General features: G+C 65.7%; 21 protein-coding genes. 19 read left to right on the top strand and 2 right to left on the bottom strand.

All coding sequences use genetic code 11. The features are described 5' to 3' along the window. Positions 1-15: 15 nt before the first annotated feature. Both P9A16_RS25210 and P9A16_RS25205 read left to right on the top strand, forming a co-directional pair. Positions 16-660 carry an FMN-dependent NADH-azoreductase gene (locus P9A16_RS25210; protein ID WP_023517030.1) on the top strand — a complete coding sequence of 215 codons (645 nt, stop codon included), beginning with the start codon at positions 16-18 and terminating at the stop codon, positions 658-660. Continuing rightward, on the top strand, positions 657-1,001 hold the full coding sequence (locus P9A16_RS25205) for a DMT family transporter (protein WP_023517029.1): 345 nt from the start codon (positions 657-659) through the stop codon (positions 999-1,001). Before P9A16_RS25210 ends, P9A16_RS25205 begins: the two co-directional genes overlap by 4 nt. Before the next feature lie 73 nt (positions 1,002-1,074). Here P9A16_RS25205 and P9A16_RS25200 read toward each other — a convergent pair whose 3' ends face one another. Beyond that, positions 1,075-2,073: an AraC family transcriptional regulator gene (locus P9A16_RS25200; RefSeq protein WP_037407467.1), complete on the bottom strand. Its 999-nt coding sequence runs from the start codon at positions 2,071-2,073 to the stop codon at positions 1,075-1,077. 191 nt (positions 2,074-2,264) lie between these two features. On the opposite strand from P9A16_RS25200, the gene P9A16_RS25195 reads away from it, so the two are divergent. The 15 genes from P9A16_RS25195 to P9A16_RS25125 all read left to right on the top strand — a co-directional run bounded on the left by P9A16_RS25195 (position 2,265) and on the right by P9A16_RS25125 (position 19,375). Beyond that, positions 2,265-3,032: a 3-hydroxyacyl-CoA dehydrogenase gene (locus P9A16_RS25195; RefSeq protein WP_024270620.1), complete on the top strand. Its 768-nt coding sequence runs from the start codon at positions 2,265-2,267 to the stop codon at positions 3,030-3,032. 23 nt (positions 3,033-3,055) lie between these two features. Continuing rightward, the gene (locus P9A16_RS25190) at positions 3,056-4,243 is read left to right on the top strand and encodes an acetyl-CoA C-acyltransferase (protein WP_023517503.1); all 1,188 of its coding nucleotides are present in this window, start codon (positions 3,056-3,058) and stop codon (positions 4,241-4,243) included. 22 nt (positions 4,244-4,265) lie between these two features. Next, complete coding sequence (locus tag P9A16_RS25185) at positions 4,266-5,393, top strand: acyl-CoA dehydrogenase family protein (protein ID WP_024270621.1); 1,128 nt, start codon at positions 4,266-4,268, stop codon at positions 5,391-5,393. A 34-nt stretch (positions 5,394-5,427) separates the two neighbouring features. Next, a complete protein-coding gene (locus P9A16_RS25180) occupies positions 5,428-6,660 on the top strand; it encodes a 3-methyl-2-oxobutanoate dehydrogenase (2-methylpropanoyl-transferring) subunit alpha (RefSeq protein ID WP_023517345.1) in 1,233 nt (410 codons plus the stop codon). Between the two features lies 1 nt (position 6,661). Next, complete coding sequence (locus tag P9A16_RS25175; protein WP_023517344.1) at positions 6,662-7,675, top strand: alpha-ketoacid dehydrogenase subunit beta; 1,014 nt, start codon at positions 6,662-6,664, stop codon at positions 7,673-7,675. 3 nt (positions 7,676-7,678) lie between these two features. Next, positions 7,679-9,034 (top strand): dihydrolipoamide acetyltransferase family protein, encoded by a 1,356-nt coding sequence (locus P9A16_RS25170; protein ID WP_278026009.1) that lies wholly within the window; start codon positions 7,679-7,681, stop codon positions 9,032-9,034. Between the two features lie 4 nt (positions 9,035-9,038). Continuing rightward, positions 9,039-10,427, top strand: a complete 1,389-nt coding sequence (lpdA, locus tag P9A16_RS25165) for a dihydrolipoyl dehydrogenase (RefSeq protein WP_024270623.1) — start codon at positions 9,039-9,041, stop codon at positions 10,425-10,427. Next, positions 10,411-11,481 (top strand): enoyl-CoA hydratase/isomerase family protein, encoded by a 1,071-nt coding sequence (locus P9A16_RS25160; protein WP_023516855.1) that lies wholly within the window; start codon positions 10,411-10,413, stop codon positions 11,479-11,481. Before lpdA ends, P9A16_RS25160 begins: the two co-directional genes overlap by 17 nt. Beyond that, complete coding sequence (mmsB, locus tag P9A16_RS25155) at positions 11,478-12,368, top strand: 3-hydroxyisobutyrate dehydrogenase (RefSeq protein WP_023516856.1); 891 nt, start codon at positions 11,478-11,480, stop codon at positions 12,366-12,368. Before P9A16_RS25160 ends, mmsB begins: the two co-directional genes overlap by 4 nt. 5 nt (positions 12,369-12,373) lie before the next feature. After that, on the top strand, positions 12,374-13,174 hold the full coding sequence (locus tag P9A16_RS25150) for an enoyl-CoA hydratase (protein WP_023516857.1): 801 nt from the start codon (positions 12,374-12,376) through the stop codon (positions 13,172-13,174). A 257-nt stretch (positions 13,175-13,431) separates the two neighbouring features. Beyond that, complete coding sequence (locus P9A16_RS25145) at positions 13,432-14,457, top strand: BMP family protein (protein WP_023516858.1); 1,026 nt, start codon at positions 13,432-13,434, stop codon at positions 14,455-14,457. A gap of 119 nt (positions 14,458-14,576) precedes the next feature. Then, positions 14,577-16,103: an ABC transporter ATP-binding protein gene (locus tag P9A16_RS25140; protein ID WP_272791825.1), complete on the top strand. Its 1,527-nt coding sequence runs from the start codon at positions 14,577-14,579 to the stop codon at positions 16,101-16,103. Continuing rightward, on the top strand, positions 16,093-17,142 hold the full coding sequence (locus tag P9A16_RS25135) for an ABC transporter permease (RefSeq protein ID WP_023517332.1): 1,050 nt from the start codon (positions 16,093-16,095) through the stop codon (positions 17,140-17,142). Before P9A16_RS25140 ends, P9A16_RS25135 begins: the two co-directional genes overlap by 11 nt. 2 nt (positions 17,143-17,144) lie before the next feature. Then, the gene (locus tag P9A16_RS25130) at positions 17,145-18,086 is read left to right on the top strand and encodes an ABC transporter permease (RefSeq protein WP_024270625.1); all 942 of its coding nucleotides are present in this window, start codon (positions 17,145-17,147) and stop codon (positions 18,084-18,086) included. Beyond that, positions 18,083-19,375, top strand: coding sequence for an amidohydrolase family protein (locus tag P9A16_RS25125; protein WP_023514035.1), 1,293 nt, complete (start codon positions 18,083-18,085; stop codon positions 19,373-19,375). Before P9A16_RS25130 ends, P9A16_RS25125 begins: the two co-directional genes overlap by 4 nt. A 27-nt stretch (positions 19,376-19,402) precedes the next feature. Here the strand turns inward: P9A16_RS25125 and P9A16_RS25120 are convergent, their stop codons facing one another. Continuing rightward, positions 19,403-20,143 carry a sulfite exporter TauE/SafE family protein gene (locus tag P9A16_RS25120; protein WP_023514034.1) on the bottom strand — a complete coding sequence of 247 codons (741 nt, stop codon included), beginning with the start codon at positions 20,141-20,143 and terminating at the stop codon, positions 19,403-19,405. A 98-nt stretch (positions 20,144-20,241) separates the two neighbouring features. Between P9A16_RS25120 and P9A16_RS25115 the strand changes: the two genes are divergently transcribed. Continuing rightward, entirely contained in the window at positions 20,242-21,120 is an 879-nt protein-coding gene (locus P9A16_RS25115; protein ID WP_023514033.1) for a LysR family transcriptional regulator, read from the top strand. Positions 21,121-21,264: 144 nt separating this feature from the next. Continuing rightward, entirely contained in the window at positions 21,265-22,494 is a 1,230-nt protein-coding gene (aztD, locus tag P9A16_RS25110; RefSeq protein WP_023514032.1) for a zinc metallochaperone AztD, read from the top strand. The last annotated feature ends 145 nt before the right edge of the window (positions 22,495-22,639 follow it).

Raw genomic sequence — 22,639 nt, 5'->3', positions numbered from 1 at the left:
GCAAAGGAGATCGACATGACCGAACTGCTGCATATCAAGGCGTCACCCCGTGCGGACCTCTCCCATTCCGGCAAGGCGGCGGCGGGTTTCATAAAGGCGCTTGAAACGCATCGCCCGGGCCTTCAGGTCCGAGAGATCGACGTCTGGCAGGCCGACCTGCCGGCCTTCGACGGGCCTCTGCTTGCTGCGAAGTATGCGCGTCTAGCGGGCCGCTCCTTCACGCCGCAGGAGGCCGAGAGCTGGGCGGCGATCGAGGATCTGGTGCAAAGGCTCGATGCAGCGGATGCGGTCCTCATTTCCACGCCGGTGTGGAACCTCTCAATCCCCTACCGGCTCAAGCACTATATCGACCTCGTGACCCAGCCGGGCCTCAGCTTCCGCTTTGATCCGCAAACCGGCTACACGCCGCTTCTGCGGCCGCGCCCCGTTGTCGCGATTCTCGCAAGCTCCGGCGATTTCTCCGAGGGCCCGTCCTGGGGCCGGCCCGATCTTGCGACGCCCTATCTGCGGCAGGCGCTGGCGTTCATCGGTCTGGGTGACGCGGACATCGTTCCCGTCGGCCCGACGGCTGGCAAGCCGGAGGGCGTGCTCGCTGCGGCAGGAAAGGCGCAGGTGCAACTGGCGGCCCTTGCAGAGCGCTTCGCGGGGGCGGATGCATGAGTGCCGCGGCGGGGTGGACCTTGCTGGTTCTGTCCGGCGTGCTGGACGTGCTCTGGGCGCTGGCGACCAAGAAATCGAACGGCATGACCCATTGGGGCTGGGGCTTTCTTTCCATCCTCCTTCTGGCGGCTTTCGTGTTTTCGCTCGCCAGAGCTCTGTCCGTCCTGCCCCTCGGTATGGCCTATGCGGTCTGGACGGGCATCGGAGCGGTCGGCTCGGTTCTCGTCGGTGCCGTCGTGTTCGGCGAACCGCTGGGCGCCCAGCGCATAGCCTATGTGGCGATTATCGTGATCGCCATTGTTGGTCTGCATCTCGGCACAGGGCAGGAAGGCGCAAGCTAAAGGACGAGGCCGGGCTGCGCTTGGTGACGGGATCGCCCTGTGCCTCTCGCACGCATGCCCGGACGGACAGCGCCTATGCCAGCGTCTCCCGGCGAAAACCGGCCGGGCTCGTCGCCGTCCACTTGCGGAAGGCGCGGTGGAAGGCGCTGGGTTCGGAGAAGCCGAGCCGGGTGGCGATCTCCCCGACGCCGAGCGCCGTCGTCTGCAGCATCTCGATGGCGAGGTCCCGGCGGATTTCATCGCGGATCGTCGCGTAGTTCTGGCCTTCCGCATGAAGGCGATGCCGGAGGGTCGAGGGGGACATGCGCAATTGCGCGGCGAGATCGTCGAAGGCGCTCCAGGCGGTGGGTGGCACCTGCCGCAGGCGCTTGCGTACGCTCGCCGCAAGGCCGGCATCGTAGCGATAACGGACAAGGATGTTGGCGGGCGCGTTGCGCAGGAACTGTTTCAATGCCTGCTCGCTACGGGCAATCGGCAGTTTCAGCACGGAGGCATCGAAGGCGAGACGGCTGACCGGCTGCGAAAAACGCGCGGGAGCGCCGAAGAACAGCCGGTAGTCGGCGCCGTGGCCCGGTTCTGCGCAGCGGAAGTCCACCATACGCAGCGGAATGCGCCGACCGACGAGCCAGCAGGTGATGCCATGCAGCAGGATCCAGTAGGTCCGGTAGGCGAAGGCGGTGCGCGGGCCGATGGCGTCCTTGAGCACGATCTGGGCAAGCCCGTCGGAAATGTCGAGATGGCCTTGCGGATCCTCCAGCATTGCGTTCAGAAAACGCAGCGCGCGCCGCAGCGCCTGGTCAAGGGTCTTGGCGTGCAGGACGCAGTGGCAGAGCAGGGTGAAGCTGCCGCTGGGCATCGGCCGGCCGCCCATGCCGAAGAACTCGTCGTCCATCTCGGCCGCGATTGCCAGCCACAGGGCACCGTAGCTTTCCGCGGAGATCGGCGCTGTGATCCGGGCGGGTAGGCCGACGGAGGCAAGCACCTTTTCAGGTGCTTTTCCCTGTCGTTTCAGACAATCGATCGCCTCTTCCACAAAGAAGGGTGATATCATTCGCCGTCCGGTTTCCGTCATCGTCATGCCCTGCAGGATATGGTAAAACTGGCCGAAAAATCGAGACGCTTTGGTCATCGCATGCAATACCGCGCCATCGTAGAGTGATGCAAGACGGATGGGCAGGCCCGTCGAGGGTGTGCGACCCATTCGCGGTTCACGACACTTCACGCTGGCCCAACGGACAAGAACTGTGCTGAGGGAGAGCAGCCATGTTGATCCGCGCAAAGACCTTTGTCGTCACCGGAGGCGGTTCGGGCCTCGGTGCCGCCGTGGCCCGCATACTGGCGGGCGAGGGCGCCAATGTCGTGATCGCCGATGTCAATGCGGAGGCCGGCGCGGCCATCGTCGGCGAACTTGGAGGCAGCGCCGCCTTCATCCAGACGGACGTGACGCAGGAGAGGGACGGCCAGGCCGCCGTCGACCTCGCGCTCGAACGGTTCGGCCATCTGCATGGGCTGGTCAATTGCGCGGGCGTCGCGCCCGGTGAAAAGGTGATCGGCCGTGATGGACCGCACCGGCTCGACAGCTTTGCCCGCACCGTCGGCATCAATCTCATCGGCACCTTCAACATGATCCGGCTCGCCGCCGCCGCCATCGCCCGGCAGGAGCCGGGGGCGGACGGCGAGCGCGGCGTCATCGTCAACACGGCCTCGGTCGCCGCCTTCGACGGGCAGGTCGGCCAGGCGGCCTATGCGGCCTCCAAGGGCGGCGTTGCGGCGATGACCTTGCCGATTGCGCGGGAGCTGGCGCGCTCCGGCATCCGGGTGGTGTCCATCGCGCCGGGCATTTTCGAGACGCCGATGATGGCCGGCATGCCGCAGGAGGTGCAGGATTCGCTAGGACGCAGCGTGCCCTTTCCGACGCGCCTCGGCAAGCCGGTGGAATTTGCAGCCCTGGTGCGCCACATCTGTGAGAACGTCATGCTGAATGGCGAGGTCATCCGCCTCGACGGCGCGTTGCGCATGGCTCCGCGCTGAGATCGGTTTCGGGAGGTTTCGATATGATGTTGCAGGATCCCATCGTCATCGTCGGTTCGGCCCGCACGCCGATGGGCGGTTTTCAGGGCGATCTCAGGGACGCCACCGCGCCGGAACTCGGCGCGGCCGCGATCCGCGCGGCGCTCGAGCGCAGCGGGGTCAATCCGGAAACTGTCGAGGAGACGGTGTTCGGCTGCGTGCTGCCGGCCGGTCAGGGGCAAGCGCCGGCCCGGCAGGCGGCCATCGGCGCGGGCCTGCCCTTCGCCGCCGGGGCCACCACCGTCAACAAGATGTGTGGCTCGGGCATGAAGGCCGTCATGCTGGCGCACGATCTCATCGCGGCCGGCAGCGCCTCGGTCGCCGTCGCCGGCGGCATGGAGAGCATGACGAATGCGCCCTATCTGCTCGATCGGGCGCGCGGCGGCTACCGGCTCGGCCATGGCCGGGTCGTCGACCATATGTTCCTCGACGGGCTGGAGGACGCCTACGACAAGGGCCGCCTGATGGGAACGTTTGCCGAGGATTGCGCCGAAGCCTACCAGTTCACCCGCCCCGCACAGGACGACTATGCCGTCACCTCGCTCAGCCGCGCCCGCGATGCCATCGAGAGCGGCGCTTTCGATGGCGAGATCGTTCCGGTCACCGTCAAGGCCGGACGGTCGGAAACGGTCGTCAGTCGCGACGAACAGCCCGGCAAGGCAAAACTGGAAAAAATCCCGACGCTGAAACCGGCCTTCCGCGAAGGCGGCACGGTGACGGCGGCGAACGCTTCCTCGATCTCCGACGGCGCGGCGGCGCTGGTGCTGATGCGGCGCTCCCAGGCCGAGCGCGAGGGTTTTTCACCGCTCGCCACCATCGTCGGCCATGCCACCCATGCGCAAGCACCCAATCTTTTCGCGACCGCGCCGATCGGCGCGCTCAAAAAGCTCAGCGAGCGCACCGGCTGGAATTTTGCCGATGTCGATCTGTTCGAGATCAACGAGGCTTTCGCCGTCGTCGCCATGGCGGCGATGCGCGATCTCGACCTGCCGCACGACAAGGTGAACGTGCATGGCGGCGCGTGCGCGCTCGGCCACCCGATCGGGGCCTCCGGCGCGCGTGTGCTCGTCACGCTGCTTGCCGCGCTGCAACGCTACGATCTGAAGCGCGGCATGGCGACGCTCTGCATCGGCGGCGGCGAGGCGACGGCGGTGGCGATCGAACGGCACTGAACGGTTTGGGGGGAGACCGGACATGATCCTGACGGAACAGCAGGCCCAGATCCGCGACATGGCGCGGGATTTTGCCCGCGAGAGGCTGGCCCCCGGCGCGGCGGAGCGCGACAGGCAGAGCCGTTTTCCGCGCGAGGAACTGAAGGAGATGGGCGAACTCGGCTTCCTCGGCATGCTGGTGCCGGAAGCCTATGGCGGCTCGGAGACGGGCGCGGTCGCCTATGCCGTGGCGCTGGAGGAAATCGCCGCCGGCGACGGCCCCTGCTCGACCATCATGAGCGTGCACAGTTCCGTCGGCTGCGTGCCGATCCTGAAATACGGTACTGAGGCGCAGAAAGAGCGCTTCCTGCCGAAGCTCGCCTCCGGCGAATGGATCGGCGGCTTTGCGCTGACCGAGCCGCAGGCCGGCTCCGATGCTTCCAACCTCAAGACCCGCGCCCGCCGCGAGGACGATCACTACGTCATCGACGGCGCGAAACAGTTCATCACTTCGGGCAAGAACGGCAACCTGATCATCGCCTTCGCCGTCACCGATCCGGAGGCGGGCAAGAAGGGCATTTCCGCCTTCCTCGTGCCGACCGATACGCCCGGCTACGAGGTCGTGCGCGTGGAAGAGAAGCTCGGCCTGCATTCCTCCGACACCTGCCAGATCGCCTTCAGCGCCATGCGCATCCCCTCGGAAAACAGGCTCGGCGGGGAGGGGGAGGGCTATCGCATCGCGCTGTCGAACCTCGAAGGCGGGCGCATCGGCATCGCGTCGCAGTCCGTCGGCATGGCGCGCGCGGCCTTCGAGGCGGCGCGCGATTATGCCCGCGAGCGCACGGCCTTCGGTTCGCCGATCATCGAGCATCAGGCCGTCGCCTTCCGGCTCGCAGACATGGCGACGCGGATCGAGGTGGCGCGCCAGATGGTGCTGCATGCCGCAGCGCTGAAGGAGGAGGGGCTGCCCTGCCTCACCGAGGCCTCGATGGCAAAGCTGTTTGCATCGGAAATGGCGGAAAAGGTCTGCTCCGATGCGATCCAGATCCATGGCGGCTACGGCTACATGGCGGATTACCCGGTCGAGCGCATCTATCGCGACGTGCGCATCTGCCAGATCTACGAAGGAACGAGCGACGTCCAGCGCATCGTCATCGCGCGCAATCTATAACGGCGACAAGCCGACAAGGGAGGTATGACAGGGCATGACCGAGGTTCCGCATCTGAGCCTGCACGTCCCCGAGCCGGCGGTCCGGCCGGGCGGCCAGCCGGATTTCTCCAGCGTCAAGATCGCCAAGGCGGGCTCGGTGCCCCGGCCGGCGGTCGATGTCGCGCCGGAGGATATCCGCGATCTCGCCTATTCCATCATCCGCGTGCTCAACCGTGATGGCGAGGCGGTCGGCCCCTGGGCCGGGCTGCTCTCCGACGAGGAGCTGCTGACGGGCCTGCGCAACATGATGAAGCTGCGCGCCTTCGACGCCCGCATGGTGATGGCGCAGCGGCAGGGGAAAACCTCCTTCTATATGCAGCATCTCGGCGAGGAGGCGGTCGCTTCCGCCTTCCGCAAGGCGCTCCAGAAGGGCGACATGAATTTTCCGACCTACCGGCAGGCGGGTCTGCTCATCGCCGACGACTATCCGATGGTCGAGATGATGAACCAGATCTACTCGAACGAGGCCGATCCCCTGCGCGGCCGGCAATTGCCGATCATGTATTCCTCGAAGGCGCACGGCTTCTTCACCATCTCCGGCAACCTCGCCACGCAATATGTGCAGGCCGTCGGCTGGGCCATGGCCTCGGCGATCAAGAAGGACACGAAGATCGCCGCGGCATGGATCGGCGACGGCTCGACGGCCGAATCCGATTTCCACTCCGCCCTCGTCTTCGCCTCCACCTACAAGGCCCCGGTCATCCTCAACATCGTCAACAACCAGTGGGCCATCTCGACCTTCCAGGGCATCGCCCGCGGCGGTTCCGGCACGTTTGCGGCCCGCGGCCTCGGCTTCGGCATCCCGGCGCTGCGCGTCGACGGCAACGATTACCTCGCCGTCTACGCCGTCGCGAAGTGGGCGGCGGAGCGGGCGCGGCGTAATCTTGGGCCCACGCTGATCGAATACGTCACCTACCGCGTCGGCGCGCATTCCACCTCTGATGATCCGAGCGCCTACCGCCCGAAGACGGAATCCGAGGCGTGGCCGCTCGGCGATCCCGTCCTTCGGCTGAAGAAGCACCTCATCGTGCGCGGCGTCTGGTCGGAGGAGCGCCACACGCAGGCCGAAGCGGAAATCCTCGATGAGGTGATACAGGCGCAGAAACAGGCCGAAAGCCACGGCACGCTGCATGCCGGGGGGAAACCCTCGGTGCGCGATATTTTCGAGGGCGTCTATGCGGAAATGCCCGCCCATATCCGCCGCCAGCGGCAGAAGGCAGGATACTGACATGGCAAGAATGACGATGATCGAGGCCGTGCGCAGCGCCATGGACGTCTCGATGGGACGCGACGACGACGTGGTCGTCTTCGGCGAGGACGTCGGCTATTTCGGCGGCGTTTTTCGCGCGACGCAGGGCTTGCAGGCGAAATACGGCAAGACGCGTTGCTTCGACGCGCCGATCAACGAATCCGGCATCCTCGGCACGGCCATCGGCATGGCGGCCTACGGGCTGAAACCCTGCGTCGAGATTCAGTTCGCCGACTACATGTATCCGGCCTACGACCAGATCACGCAGGAGGCGGCGCGCATCCGCTATCGCTCCAACGGCGATTTCACCTGCCCCATCGTGGTGCGCATGCCGACCGGCGGCGGCATTTTTGGCGGGCAGACGCACAGCCAGAGCCCGGAAGCGCTTTTCACCCATGTCTGCGGGCTGAAGGTGGTGGTCCCCTCCAATCCCTACGACGCCAAGGGCCTGCTGATCGCCGCCATCGAGGACCCGGACCCGGTGATGTTCCTCGAACCGAAACGCCTCTACAACGGCCCCTTCGACGGCCATCATGAAAAGCCGGTCACGCCCTGGTCGAAGCACGATCTCGGCGAGGTGCCGGAGGGGCACTACACCATCCCTATCGGCAAGGCGGAAATCCGCCGGCCGGGCGGCGCGGTCACCGTCGTCGCCTATGGCACGATGGTGCATGTGGCGCTCGCAGCGGCCGAGGAGACGGGGATCGACGCCGAAGTGATCGACCTGCGCAGCCTCCTGCCGCTCGATCTCGACACCATCGTGCAATCGGTGAAGAAGACCGGCCGTTGCGTCGTCGTGCACGAGGCGACGTTGACCTCCGGTTTTGGCGCGGAGGTCGTCTCCTTGGTTCAGGAACACTGCTTCTACAGCCTCGAAGCGCCGGTGGTGCGCGTGACGGGCTGGGACACGCCTTATCCGCATGCGCAGGAATGGGACTATTTTCCGGGACCCGCCCGCGTCGGCCGGGCGCTCAAAGAAGTGATGGAGGGCTGAGGGATGGGCGAATTCGTCATCAAGATGCCCGATGTGGGCGAGGGCGTGGCCGAGGCCGAGCTGGTCGAATGGCACGTCAAGCCGGGCGATCCGGTGCGTGAGGACATGGTGCTTGCCGCCGTGATGACCGACAAGGCGACGGTGGAGATTCCCTCGCCCGTCAACGGCACCGTGCTGTGGCTCGGCGCGGAGATCGGCGACACGGTGGCCGTGAAAGCGCCGCTGCTGCGCATCGCTGTGGCTGGGGAGGGCGAGAGCGGTGGTGAAAGCGAGAATGAGAGCGTAACGGGAGAGGCGCGGCAGCCTCTCCCTTCTCCCCAGCGGGGAGAAGGTGCCCGAAGGGCGGATGAGGGGGTATCTTCGCCCGCACCGAGCCAGCCGCCCCCCTCATCCGGCCCGGAGCCTGTCCTCGGGCTCGCCTCCGGCAAGACCCAGGGGGGGCTCCTTCTCCCCGCCGGGGAGAAGGGGAAGACCTCGACGGCGGAGACAAGACCGCTCGCCTCGCCCGCCGTGCGGCTGCGCGCGCAGGAGGCCGGCGTCGATCTGCGGCAGGTATCGGCCACCGGCGCGGCCGGCCGCATCACCCATGACGACCTCGACCAGTTTGTTGCGCGCGGCGCACAGCCCGTCGCCGCGCCGGCCGGCCTTGCCCGCAAGACTGCGACGGAAGAAATAAAAGTCACCGGCCTGCGCCGCCGCATCGCGGAAAAGATGCGGCTTGCCAGCGCCCGCATCCCCCACATCACCTATGTCGAGGAGGTCGACGTCACCGACCTCGAAGATCTGCGGGCGACGATGAACGCTGGCCGCAAACCCGATCAGCAAAAACTGACCATCCTGCCCTTCCTGATGCGGGCGCTGGTCAAGACGCTGGGCGAACAGCCGGGCGTCAACGCTACCTTCGACGACGATGCTGGCATCATCACCCGCCACAGCGCCGTCCATATCGGCATCGCCACGCAGACGCCGGCCGGCCTGACGGTGCCGGTCGTGCGCCATGCCGAGGCGCGGACGATCTGGGACAGCGCCGCCGAATTGACGCGCCTCGCCGACGCCGCCCGCAACGGCACGGCCGCGCGCGAGGAACTCTCCGGCTCCACCATCACCATCACCTCGCTCGGCGCGCTCGGCGGCATCGTCACGACGCCGATCATCAACCACCCGGAAGTGGCGATCGTCGGGGTCAACAAGATCCTGACCCGGCCGGTCTGGGACGGCGTGCAGTTCATCCCGCGCAAGATGATGAACCTGTCGTCGAGCTTCGACCACCGCATCGTCGACGGCTGGGATGCGGCGGTGTTCGTCCAGCGCATCAAGGCTTTGCTCGAAACCCCCGCACTGATCTTCATCGAAGGCTGATGACATGAAAGAGATCGTCTGCAAGCTTCTTGTCATCGGCGCAGGCCCCGGCGGCTATATCTGCGCCATCCGCGCCGGCCAGCTCGGCCTCGATACGGTCATCGTCGAAAAGGCCAAGGCCGGCGGCACCTGCCTCAATGTCGGCTGCATCCCCTCCAAGGCGCTGATCCATGCGGCGGAGGAATTCGACAAGGTGCGCCATATGACGGCCCCCAACGCGCTCGGTATCACGGTCGAAGCGCCGAAACTCGATCTCGCCCAGACCGTCCGCTGGAAAGACGGCATCGTCGGCCGGCTGAACAGCGGCGTGCTCGGCCTCTTGCGCAAGGCCAAGGTGAAGATCGTGCATGGCGAGGCGCGGTTCCGCGACGGCAAGACCGTCGAGGTGGAGACCGAGACCGGAACGCAGCTCATCCGCGCCGAGACGGTGGTGATCGCCACCGGCTCCGAGCCGGTCGAGCTGCCGGCGCTGCCCTTCGGCGGCGCGATCCTCTCCTCCACCGAGGCATTGTCGCTGCAAAGCGTGCCGCAAAAACTTGCCGTAGTCGGCGGCGGCTATATCGGCCTCGAACTCGGCACGGCCTTCGCCAAGCTGGGCGCGGAGGTCACGGTAGTCGAGGCCATGCCGCAGATCCTGCCGCAGTATGACGCCGAACTCGTCAAGCCGGTCGCAAAACGCCTCGCCGATCTCGGCGTCAGCGTGCTGACCGGCGTCAAGGCGAAAGGTTTTTCCGGCGAGGCGCTGGTGATCGAGACCGCCTCCGGCGCGGAAAAACAGATTGCCGCGGACAAGGTGCTCGTCACCGTCGGCCGCAAGCCGCGCACCGAAGGTTGGGGCCTGGAAGACCTCGATCTCGACCGCGCCGGCCGTTTCATCCGCATCGACGAGCGCTGCCGCACCTCGATGCGCGGCGTTTATGCGATCGGCGACGTCACCGGCGAGCCGATGCTGGCGCATCGCGCCATGGCGCAGGGCGAGATGGTCGCCGAGATCGTCGCCGGCCGCAAGCGCGCCTGGGACAAACGCGCCATCCCCGCCGTCTGCTTCACCGATCCGGAAATCGTCACCGCCGGCCTTTCGCCCGACGAGGCACGCGCGCAAGGGTATGAGATCCGCGTCGGCCTCTTCCCGTTCAACGCCAACGGCCGCGCTATGACCACCCAATCGGAAGACGGTTTTGTCCGCGCCGTGGCGCGGACGGACACCAACCTGCTGCTCGGCCTTCAGGCGGTCGGCGCTGGTGTCTCTGAGCTTTCCAGCGCCTTCTCGCTGGCGCTCGAAATGGGCGCGCGGCTGGAGGACATCGCCGGCACCATCCATGCCCACCCGACCCGCAGCGAAGGCTTGCAGGAAGCCGCATTGAAAGCCCTCGGCCATGCCCTCCACATCTGAGCCGCAAACCCTGATCGACCGCACCGGCGCGCTCGGCCGCATCCGGCTCAACCGGCCGAAGGCGCTCAACAGCCTGACCCTCCCGATGATCCGCGACATCGACAGGGCGCTGGACGCCTTCGAAGCCGATCTGGAGGTCGCCGCCGTGCTTCTCACCGGCGAGGGCGAGCGCGGGCTGTGCGCGGGCGGCGACATCCGCATGATCTACGAGGGCGGCATGGCCGGCTCCCCGGAGCCCGTCGATTTCTGGCGCGAGGAATATCGCCTAAACGCGCGCCTGAACCGGCTGCAAAAACCCTTCGTCGCCTTCATGGACGGCATCGTCATGGGCGGCGGGGTCGGCGTTTCCGTCTATGCCAGCCACCGCATCGTCACAGAGCGCACCCGCTTCGCCATGCCCGAGACGGGCATCGGCTTCTTCCCGGACGTCGGCGCGTCGTGGTTCCTCACACGCGGGAAGAACGAACTCGGCACCTATGCCGGATTGACCGGCGAGCCGCTGGCCGCCGCCGACGCCATCGCCTTCGGCCTCGCCGACAGCTACGTTCCTTCAGAGCGCCTGCCGGAGCTGGCCGAAGCGCTCTCCCGCCAGCCCGATGTGCCGGCAACGATTGCCACCTTCTCGCAAACGCCGCCGCCCGCAAGCGTCGCCGCGCAGCAACCCCTGATCGATCGGCTTTTTGCCTTCGATACGATCGAGGATATCCTGAAGGCGCTGGCGCAGGACGGATCGGCTTTTGCGGAAAAGACGCTCGGCGTTTTGCGGACGAAATCACCGCTCAGCCTGAAGGTGACGCTCCGCCTGCTCCGCCTCGGGAGGCAGGCGCCGTCGCTTGAAGCCTGCCTCGAACGGGAGTTCGCCGCCACGGCGGCCGTTCTGCGCAGTCATGATTTCTACGAGGGTGTCCGGGCCGCCGTCATTGACAAGGACCGCAATCCGCAGTGGCGCCCGGCGCGATTGGATGACGTCACTGCCGAGCATGTCGCCGCCTTCTTCGAACCGTCGGCAAAGCCGCTCTTCGTTGTGGATGCAGGGAAAGGAGAACGCCTATGAGCCCTATCGCCTTCATCGGTCTTGGCCATATGGGCGGCCCGATGGCCGCAAACCTCGTGAAAGCCGGCCACAATGTGCGCGGTTTCGACCTGACGGCCGCCTCGCTGGAGCTCGCCCGGGAAAATGGGATATCGACCGTCGCCTCGGTCGCGGAGGCCGTTTCCGGCGCCGGCATCGTGATCACCATGCTGCCGACGGGTGCGCATGTGCTTTCCGTCTGGCAGGAGCTGGTTGCCATCGTGCCCTCGGGCACGTTGCTCATCGACTGCTCGACCATCGACATGGACAGCGCCCGCAAGGCCCACGCGCTCGCCGAGACACATGGTTGCCCGGCGCTCGATGCACCCGTTTCCGGCGGCACCGGCGGGGCTGCAGCCGGCACGCTCACCTTCATGGTGGGCGGGGATGCGACGGTCTTTGCCGGCGCGAAAGCGGTGTTCGAGGTGATGGGCAAGAAGATCATCCACTGCGGTGGCGCCTCCGCCGGCCAGGCGGCGAAGATCTGCAACAACATGATCCTCGGCATCAGCATGATCGCCGTGGGCGAGGCCTTCGTGCTCGGCGAGCGGCTCGGCCTCACACACCAGGCTCTGTTCGACGTCGCCTCCGTCTCCTCGGGCCAATGCTGGTCGTTGACGACCTATTGCCCGGTGCCCGGGCCCGTCCCCGGCTCGCCGGCCAATCGTGACTACGAACCTGGCTTTGCCGCGGCGCTGATGCTGAAGGATCTGAAGCTCTCGCAGGCAGCAGCAACAGATGCCGGCGCGATGACACCACTCGGCGCCACGGCGGCGGCGCTCTATCAGAGATTTGCCGACGAAGGGTTCGGCGGCAAGGATTTTTCCGCCATCATCAACATGTTGCGGGAAGAGACGGAGACAAGGTAGCGGACATGGCATCGATCATCGAGGGAGTGGCTGGGGTGGAGCAACCTGTTATCGTCGAACGGCAGGGCCGCGTCGTCATCGTAACGCTGAACCGGCCGGCGGCTCGCAACGCGCTGAATTCCGAAATCATGCTTGCACTTGCCGATGATCTTGCCGCGCTCGATCGCGACCCCGGCGTCGGCTGTTTCGTTATCCGCGGCTCGGAAAAGGCCTTTGCCGCGGGTGCCGATATCAAGGAGATGGCCGACAAGTCCTTCGCCGAGATGTACAGCGAGGACTTTTTTGCCGCCTGGGAACGGTTCGCTGCGCTGCGCACGCCGAAAATTGCTGCGGTCTCCGGTTATGCGCTCGGCGGCGGCTGCGAGCTGGCCATGATGTGCGATATGATTTTTGCCGCCGATACGGCCGTGTTCGGCCAGCCGGAGATCAAGCTTGGCGTGATCCCCGGCATGGGCGGAACACAGCGGCTGACGAGGCTCGTCGGCAAGGCGAAGGCGATGGATCTCATCCTCACCGGCCGGATGATGGACGCGGTGGAGGCGGAACGGGCGGGCCTCGTTTCCCGGGTGATCGCGTCTGACAGGCTGATGGAGGAGACGCTCGCCGCGGCCGAGACGATCGCCACCTATGGAAAGGCGGCGGCGATGGCCGCCCGCGAGGCGGTGGACCGTGCGCTCGAAACAGGCCTGCGTGACGGGATCGCCTTCGAGCGGCGGCTTTTCCATGCGCTGTTCGCAACGGCGGACCAGAAGGAAGGCATGGCCGCCTTCGTCGAGAAGCGCAGGCCGACCTTCGTCGGCAAGTAAGCACACCATCATCAGCATTGCCGCATTTTCGGCAGTCCGGCGAGCAACGCTCCGGGCTGGTGGTGCCGTTCGGACAAGGCGCAAGCTCGCTGAAGCGAAACCCGGTGTCGTGCCGGGCACTGACGGGTGCGCCAGGCCGCATGCCGTGAACTTTCAGCCGCGCCCAATTGCCGCAGCGAGAGATTTCACCTATGTTGACCAAGTGGTAAAAAAAGACGCTTTTCAATGAATTGCGCGATAAGCCAAAGGGGAATCGAATGCATCGCAATCCATTCAATTTCGGCATTTCCAGACGAACCCTGATCAAGGTCGCCGGTGCGTCCGCGGCGGTTGCGGCCGCAGGCCTGCCGGGCCGCGTGTTCGCCGCCGATCCGCTCAAGGTCGCGGCCATCTATACCGTTCCGGTCGAGCAGCAGTGGGTCAGCCGCATCCACAAGGCGGCCAATGCCGCCAAGGAGCGCGGGGACATCGAATACGTCTATTCGGAGAATACCGCCAACAACGATTATGAGCGCGTCATGCGCGAATATTGCGAAGCCGGCCACAAGCTGATCCTGGGAGAGGTCTTCGGCGTGGAGGATGCCGCCCGTGCCGTCGCCAAGGATTATCCGGACGTCGCCTTCCTGATGGGCTCCAGCTTCAAGCCCGATGCCGCCGTGCCGAACTTCTCGGTTTTCGACAACTACATCCAGGACGCTTCCTACCTCTCCGGTCTTGTTGCCGGCGCGATGACCAAGTCGAAGAACATCGGCATGGTCGGCGGCTATCCGATCCCCGAGGTCAACCGCCTGATGAACGCCTTCATGGCGGGCGTGAAAGAGGTGGCCCCGGATACCAAGTTCCAGATCGCGTTCATCGGCTCGTGGTTCGATCCACCCAAGGCCAAGGAGACCGCCTTCGCCCAGATCGATGGCGGAGCGGACCTGCTCTATGCGGAGCGTTTCGGCGTGTCCGACGCGGCCAAGGAAAAGAAGGTCCTGGCCATCGGCAATGTCATCGATACCCAGGCGGACTATCCGGAAACCGTGGTCGCCTCCGCGCTGTGGCATTTCGAACCGACGCTGGACAAGGCGATCGCGGAAGTGAAGGCCGGCGCCTTCAAGGCGGACGACTACGGCGTCTACTCCTTCATGAAGAACGGCGGCTGTTCGCTCGCGCCGCTCGGCACCTTCGATGCCAAGGTTCCCGACGACGTGAAGGCGAAGATCGCCGAGAAGGAAAAGGCGATCAAGGACGGTTCGTTCACGGTCGAGATCAACGACGCAGAGCCGAAATCGAGCTAGCGTTCCGCGTTCTGACGACCGCGGGGCGACATGGCTGGCGGCAAAGGATGTTTTCCCTTGCCGCCATCACGCCTCCCTGTGAGCAGAACAGCCCTTAAAACCCGCGCCCGGTTACCAACGTGTCCGATACACCCGTCCTCCGTCTTTCCGGCATCAGCAAGCGTTTCGGTTCCCTCCGGGCCAATGACGGCATTTCCTTCGATCTGAAGCGTGGCGAGGTCATCGCGCTGCTCGGCGAGAACGGTGCCGGCAAGACGACGCTGATGAACATTCTCTTCGGCCACTATGTCGCCGACGCTGGAACCGTCGAGGCCTTTGGCGGGCCGCTGCCGCCGGGTGATCCGCGCGCTGCGCTGGATGCCGGCATCGGAATGGTGCACCAGCATTTCACCCTTGCCGACAATATGACGGTGCAGGAGAACATCGCGCTGGGCACGCAAAGCCTCTGGCGGGCGCGGCTCGACAGAGCGCTGGCGCGGACACGCATTGCGCAGCTCTCCGCCGATTTCGGCCTTGCCGTCGATCCTGCAGCCACCGTCTCCACGCTTTCGGTTGGCGAGCGCCAGCGTGTCGAAATCCTCAAGGCGCTCTATCGCGACGCCCGTATCCTGATCCTCGACGAGCCGACCGCCGTCTTGACCCCGGCCGAAACCGATGCGCTGTTTCGAACCTTGAAGCTGCTCGTCGCCAGGGGCTTGTCGATCATCTTCATCTCCCACAAGCTGCATGAAGTGATGGCCGTCAGCGATCGTGTGCTGGTGCTGCGCGCAGGCCAGCTTGTCGGCGAACGCGAAACGGCATCGACCGATCGCAAGGCGCTGGCGGCCCTCATGGTCGGCCAGGAGGTGAAGCCGACGGAGGTCAGCCCGGCCAATGTCGGGGCGCCGCTGCTGGCGCTCGAACGCGTCTCCACCACGCCCTACAACGGGGCTGCGCTCGACGACATATCGCTTACCCTGAGGGCCGGCGAGATCACCGGCCTTGCCGGCGTTTCCGGCAATGGCCAGGCGGCCCTTGCAGCGCTCATCGCCGGCACCCAGCGCGCGACCGGCGGCCGCATTTCCGTCGCCGGGCAGGACGTGGCCGGCTGGTCGCCGCGCGTCGCGCTCGACCATGGCGTGGCGCGTATCCCGGAAGACCGCCATGCGGTCGGCACCATCGGCGACATGAGCGTCACCGAGAATGTGATCGCCGAGCGCTACGGCAGTGCGCGCTTCAGCCGCATGGGGTTTCTCGACTGGAAGGCCGCCCGTCGCTTCGCCGAGAAGATCATCGCCGACTACGATGTGAAGTGTCCCTCGCCTGAGGCGCGCATACGCCTGTTGTCGGGTGGCAACATGCAGAAGCTCATCCTGGGCCGAGCGCTCGATCCGGAACCCGCTGTCATCCTGGCCAGCCAGCCGACGCGCGGCCTTGATGTCGGCGCCGTCGCCTATGTCCACAGCATGCTGCTCGCGGCGCGGGAACGCGGCGCGGCCGTCCTGCTGATTTCGGAAGATCTCGAGGAAATCCTGGCCTTGTCCGATCGCATCATCGTCATGTCCAAGGGGCGCCTGTCGACACCCTCCGCCCGCGGCGAGCGCAGCATTCGCGAGCTCGGGGAGCTGATGGCCGGCCACAGCGGGGAGCGCAGCGATGCGGCTTGAGCCGAAACCCGCGCCGACGCTGGCGGTCACCCTGCTGTTCCCGCTGGCCGCCATCCTCGCCACGCTGCTGCTGGTCTCTCTTCTGGTTCTGGCGGCCGGCGCGTCGCCGCTCTCGGTTTTCTACCTGGTCGCGCGGGGCGCAGCCGGCTCGCAATTCGCGCTGCTGGAAACCCTGACGCGCGCGACGCCGCTGATCTTCACAGGCCTTGCCGTCGCCGTCGCCTTCCGCGCCAAGCTCTGGAACATCGGCGCTGAAGCGCAGCTCTATATTGGCGGCGTGGTCACCGTGGTGCTGGGAACCGGCGCCCTGCCCCTGCCGTCGGTCATCCTGATTCCGGTGCTCATGGCGGCGGCGATGGCGGCCGGTGCGCTGCTGCTGCTCGGCCCGGCCGTGCTGAAGACGCGCTTCGGCGTCGACGAGGTGGTCACCACGCTGCTTTTGAACTTCATCGTCCTGCTCTTCGTATCGATGCTGCTGGAAGGCGTGCTGAAAGACCCGATGGGGCTGGGCTGGCCACAGTCCCAGAAGGTCATCGCGGAGGCGCAGCTGCCGCGCCTCATCCAGGGCAAGCGTCTGCATCTCGGCTTCGTCATCGCAATCATCGCGGCCGTCGTGGTGTGGATCATCACGACGAAGACCAAGCTCGGCTACGAGATGCGCGCCGTCGGCCACAATCCCGAAGGCGCGCGTTTCGTCGGCATTCCGGTCAACCTTGTGCTGATGAAGACGGCCTTGCTCTCCGGCGGGCTGGCTGCACTTGCGGGCTTTTCCGAAGTGTCCGGGCTCAAGGGCAACCTGACGCTCGATCTGTCGGCTGGCTACGGCTATACCGGCATCGTCGTCGCCATGCTGGCGATGCTCAATCCGCTCGGCGTCGTCGCTTCGGCCATCTTCGTCGCCGGCATCTTCGTCGGTGCCGATGCGATGAGCCGCGCCGCCAAGGTGCCGAGCTACATCGCCGACGTCATGGTGGCCACCTCGCTTTTGACGATGGTGGTGGCGATCCTTCTGACGCGCTACAGGATCAAGTGGAGGTGATGATGGACGCGCTTGAAATCCTCTTCACCGCCTCCTTCTGGGTCGCCGTCGTGCGCATCGCATCGCCGCTGATCTTCGCGACCATGGGCGAACTGATCTGCGAACGCGCCGGCGTGCTCAATCTCGGTATCGAAGGCATCATGACTGTCGGCGCTTTCGCCGGCTGGTTCACGGTCTACAGCGGCGGCGACCTGTGGGCCGGCGTGCTTGTGGCGGCCCTTGCCGGCGCGCTGTTCGGTCTGCTGCATGCCACGCTCACCGTGCCGCTCGGTCTGTCGCAGCATGTCGTCGGCATCGGCGTCACGCTGCTGGCGACCAGCCTGACCTATTTCACCTATCGCCTCGTATTGCCGGAGGTGACCTCGCCGCCGAAGATCGAGCCGTTCCAGCCGCTGGCGATCCCCGGCCTGTCGAACATCCCCGTGCTCGGCGAGGCGCTGTTCACGCAGACACCGCTGACCTATCTCGCCTTCCTCGCGGTCGTGCTCGTCACCTGGGTTCTCTATCGCACGCCTGTCGGCCTTGCCGTGCGCGCGGCTGGAGAAAACCCGTCGGCCGTGGAGGCGCAGGGTATTTCGGTCACCGGCATCCGCATGGGTGCCGTCGTCGCCGGCAGCGCGCTGATGGCGGTCGGCGGCGCCTTCCTGACCATGTCGGCGTTCAACTCGTTCTTCTTCGAGATGATCAACGGCCGCGGCTGGATCTGCATCGCGCTTGTCGTCTTCGGCTCCTGGCGGCCGGGCAAGGCGCTGGTCGGCGCCATCCTGTTTGCCGCCTTCGACGCCTATCAGATCCGCCTGCAGCAGATATCGGGCGGCATCGTGCCCTACCAGGTCTTCCTGATGATGCCCTATGCGCTGTCGATCCTGGCGCTGATCCTGGTGGCGCGCCGCGCCACCTATCCCAAGGCTTTGATGATCCCATACCAGAAAGGCGAAAGATGAGCTTCGACCTGATCGTCAAGGGTGGCACGCTACCCGATGGAACCGTCGCCGATATCGGCATCAAGGGCGAGGTGATCGCCGCAATCGAGCCACGTATCGACGCCGAAGCCGGCCGTGTCGTTGATGCGTCGGGCAATCTCGTCAGCCAACCCTTTGTCGATCCGCATTTCCATATGGATGCGACGCTCTCCTACGGGCTGCCGCGCATCAACGCCTCGGGCACGCTGCTCGAAGGCATTGCGCTCTGGGGGGAGCTCAAGCCGCTGCTGACCCACGAGGCCGTCAAGGAGCGTGCGCTTGCCTATTGCGACTGGGCGGTGTCCATGGGCCTGCTCGCCATCCGCACCCATGTCGATACCTGCGACGACCGTCTGCTGGCCGTGGAAGCCCTGCTCGAGGTCAAGCGTGAGATTGCGCCCTATATCGACCTCCAGCTCGTCGCCTTCCCGCAGGACGGTCTCTACCGTGCGCCCAACGCGCGTGAAAACACCATTCGCGCCCTCGACATGGGCGTCGATGTCGTCGGCGGAATCCCGCATTTCGAGCGCACCATGGCGGACGGTACGCGGTCGGTCACCGACCTCTGCGCGATCGCGGCCGAGCGCGGCCTGATGGTCGACCTGCATTGTGACGAGACCGACGATCCGCTCTCCCGCCACATCGAGCAGCTCGCCTACGAGACCCAGCGCCTCGGCCTGCAGGGCCGGGTGGCCGGCTCGCATCTCACCTCGATGCACTCGATGGACAATTACTACGTTTCGAAGCTGCTGCCGCTGATCGCCGAGGCGGGTGTGTCGGCGATTCCCAACCCGCTCATCAACATCATGCTGCAGGGCCGGCATGACACCTATCCGAAGCGTCGCGGCATGACGCGCGTGCCGGAGATGCTGAAAGCCGGCATCCGTGTCGGCTGGGGCCAGGACTGCGTGCTCGACCCCTGGTATTCGCTCGGCACTGCCGACATGCTGGATGTCGCCTTCATGGGCCTGCACGTCGCCCAGATGTCGTCGCCCGCGGACATGCGCGCCTGTTTCGACATGGTGACGCGGGTCAATGCCGAGATCATGGGCCTCGATCACCTCGGCCTCGCCGTCGGCAAATCGGCAAGCCTTGTCGTGCTCGATGCGGGCAATCCCATCGAGGCGGTGCGACTGCGCGCCGAACGGCTTTGTGTCGTCTCCAGGGGCAAAGTCGTTGCCGAGCGCGAAAAGCGCGACACCACCCTGTCTATCAAGGGGCGCCCAGCAAGCATCAACCGCCGTCACATCGTACCGCCGCAGGCACGGTAGGCCCGGTTCTGCCGTGATCGCATTGCCTCACCGGAATGGCCGCAGTGCCATCTCGCAACCCAGCAAAAGCAGGCAGACAAGGAAACCCCGGCGGAAGGTTGCCGGGTGGATGTGCCGCCGGATCCTCTGTCCTATCCCCATGCCGGCCAGGGCGGGCGCGACGGCGAGAAGCGAAGGCAGCAGGCTACCGGCTGGCAGCGCGCCGTGCAGACCGAGCGCGAGGGCAAGGGCAATCGTCGAGACGGTGAAGGAAAGGCCGAGCGCCTGGATCAGCGCGTCTCTGCCGAGGCCCAGGGACTGGAGGTAAGGCACCGCCGGTATGACGAACACGCCGGTCGCGCCCGTCAGGATGCCGGTCGCAAGGCCGACGAGCGGCGAGGCGACGGCCTGCCACGACCGCGGCACGTGTTTTGGCCCGGCGCAAAGGGAATAGAGGACATAGGCCACGAGGGTGAGGCCGAGCACTACGGTGGACCGGTTGGTGTCGCCGCCGGCAAGCAGGCCGGCGCCGAGGAACGTTCCGATGACAAGCATCGCCATCATCGGCCACAAGGAGCGAAGGACGGCCGTGAAACCGGGGCCGGCGAGCAATTGCCAGAGATTGGTGACGAAGGACGGGACGAGCAGCAGGGCTGCGGCGCTCAACGGCGAGATGAGGGCGCCAAGCACGCCCATCGCGACGGTTGGCAGGCCCATGCCGGTGACGCCCTTGACGATGCCGGCAAGGAAGAAGGTTGCGGTGACGATGATGATTTCGGTCTTGTCCATGTGGAGAGCTAGTGCCGGGCATGCCTGGTGCGCAAGCCGGAAGGTCCAGCGCCAGCCTCCGGTTTTTCCGAAGGTAAAATCCGTGTTACGCTTCGGACATGCGCTTTGACCTAGCCGATCTTCGCCTCTTCCTGGCCATCGTGGAGGCCGGCAGCATCACGCACGGCGCCCTTGCCGCAAACCTTTCGGTCGCGGCGGCAAGCGAGCGGCTGCGGGATATGGAAGCCTCGGGCGGGGTGCTGCTTCTTGAACGCGGCCGCCGCGGCGTGACGCCGACCCGTGCCGGGGAAACGCTGGCGCACCACGCCCGTCTCGTGCTGCACCAGGTCGGCACCATGCATGCGGACATGTCCGAGCATGCGCGCGGGCTGAGGGCGACGATCCGGGTTCTCGCCAACACGGCCGCGATCACGGAGTTCCTGCCAGAACGCCTCGCCCCGTGGCTTGCGGCCCATCCCCGGGTGGATATCGACCTTTCCGAACGGCCAAGTCGGGACACCGTGGTTGCGGTGGCACGGGGGCTGGCCGAGATCGGCATCGTCTCCGATGCCGTCGACGCCGGTCCGCTTTCGACATTTCCTTTCGCCGTGGACCGCCTCGTCGCGGTGCTGCCGCAGGACCACCCGCTGGCAACGCACAAACAGATCGCCTTTCCGGACATGCTCGGCGAGGCCCATATCGGCTTTGCCGGTGCACTGCAGGACCATATCGATCAGCAGGCCCTTCGGATCGGACAGAAGCTCCGCATGCGCATCCGTCTGCGAACCTTCGAGGGGATCTGCCGCCTTGTGGCCGCCGGCGCCGGGGTCGGCATTCTTCCGGACGTTGCGGCCCGGCGCTACCGGCGCACCCTGCCGATCCGCTGCGTCCGGCTGAGCGCACCCTGGGCAACGCGTCGCCTGCTGTTGTGCGTTCATCAGTCCCGACCGCTCGATCCCGTCGCCCGAAAGCTGCTGGATCATCTGGCGACCACGTAGCGCTTGCCAGCGCTTTCAGGCAGCCATCGGACAGGCAAGGGCTTCCCTGCCGTTCTTCAACAGGAAGAGCCACGGAACGCTGGACACAGGCGATGTTACGCTATAACAAAACTACGTTACGTTATTACATTAAAAGGAGACCCTATGTCCCGCTCCAGTTCCGGCGCCTTTCTCGCCACCACCATCCTTGCGACCCTCGCCCTTCCCTACGCCGCCCATGCGGATGAGGAGCAGCGCGAGACCTGGCGGCTGTTTGTCGCCGATCATACCCAGCCCGTGGTTCGCGCCATCGATCTGGGCTCCGACAAGGAAATCGGCCGCTTTGACCTCAAGGGTTATGCGGCGCTTTCGCTAAGTGCGACAGGGCGCACCGTCTTTGCCGTACAGGGCGATCAGAACATGGTTCAGGTTATCGACACCGGCATTGCGCTTTCTGACCATGGCGAACACCGGGACATCGAGATCAAGGAGCCCAAACTCCTTTCGACGACGATCAGCGGCGAGAAGCCCGGCCATGTGGTGGCGCATGGCGACGATCTCGCGATCTTCTACGACCGCGGCGGCAAGTTCGATTTCGTCAGGGAAAGTGCGCTGCTGGAGGGCAAGGCGGACCTGAAGCCCTACGACACGACAGCAGCGCACCATGGTGTTGCGGTGCCGATGGGCAATCATCTGCTCGTTTCCGTGCCGAACATGGAAGCGTCGGTGAAGGAGGGGGAGTTGCCGCCCCGCCTTGGCCTTCGCGTGCTGGACGGGGATGGCAAGCAGGTGGGCGACGTCGCGACCTGCACGGGATTGCACGGTGAGGCGACCTCGGCACGCCTGGTGGCTTTCGGCTGCGCGGAAGGCGTGCTCGTTGCCCGCCCGGGTGGCATGGATGGCCCGAAACTCGATATGCTCGCCTATGGCGACACGCTGCCGGAAGGCAAGGTCTCGACCCTGCTCGGCGGCACGTCCATGCAGTTCTTCCTGGGCAACTACGGCGACGACAAGGTTGTCCTCATCGACGCCGATGCCAAGCAGCCCTACCGTCTAGTCGAGCTGCCGCTTCGGCGGGTCGATTTCACCCTTGATCCGGCCAAGCCGCGGAACGGCTACATCCTGACCGAGGACGGCAGGCTCCACCTTCTCGACGTCGTGGATGGCGTGATCACCAAGTCCGAAACCGTCACCGAGCCCTACAGCAAGGATGGGCATTGGCGTGATCCGCGCCCGCGTCTTGCGGTCGCCGGGGACCACATTGCCATCACTGATCCACGCAAGAGCCTTGTGCGGCTTGTCGATTCCGAGACGCTGAAGGAGACCCGCACCATTGCCGTCGAAGGACAACCCTTCGCGATCGTCGCTGCCGGGGGATCCGGCGCGAGCCACTAAGGCCGGTTGCCAAAGGCGTGCCGGTTTGACGCCGGCACGTCCTGACCCCTTGAACTTTTCGTGAAGTCCGGAAGCGCCGGCAGGGTCCGTTCGTATACCGCGCACATGGAGCCTTGTGCCGGGCAGGTTTGAAGCCTTCCGGCCG

Source organism: Shinella sp. 838, from assembly GCF_029623935.1.
Taxonomy (GTDB): Bacteria; Pseudomonadota; Alphaproteobacteria; order Rhizobiales; family Rhizobiaceae; genus Shinella.
This window is presented reverse-complemented; position numbering and strand designations above follow the sequence as displayed.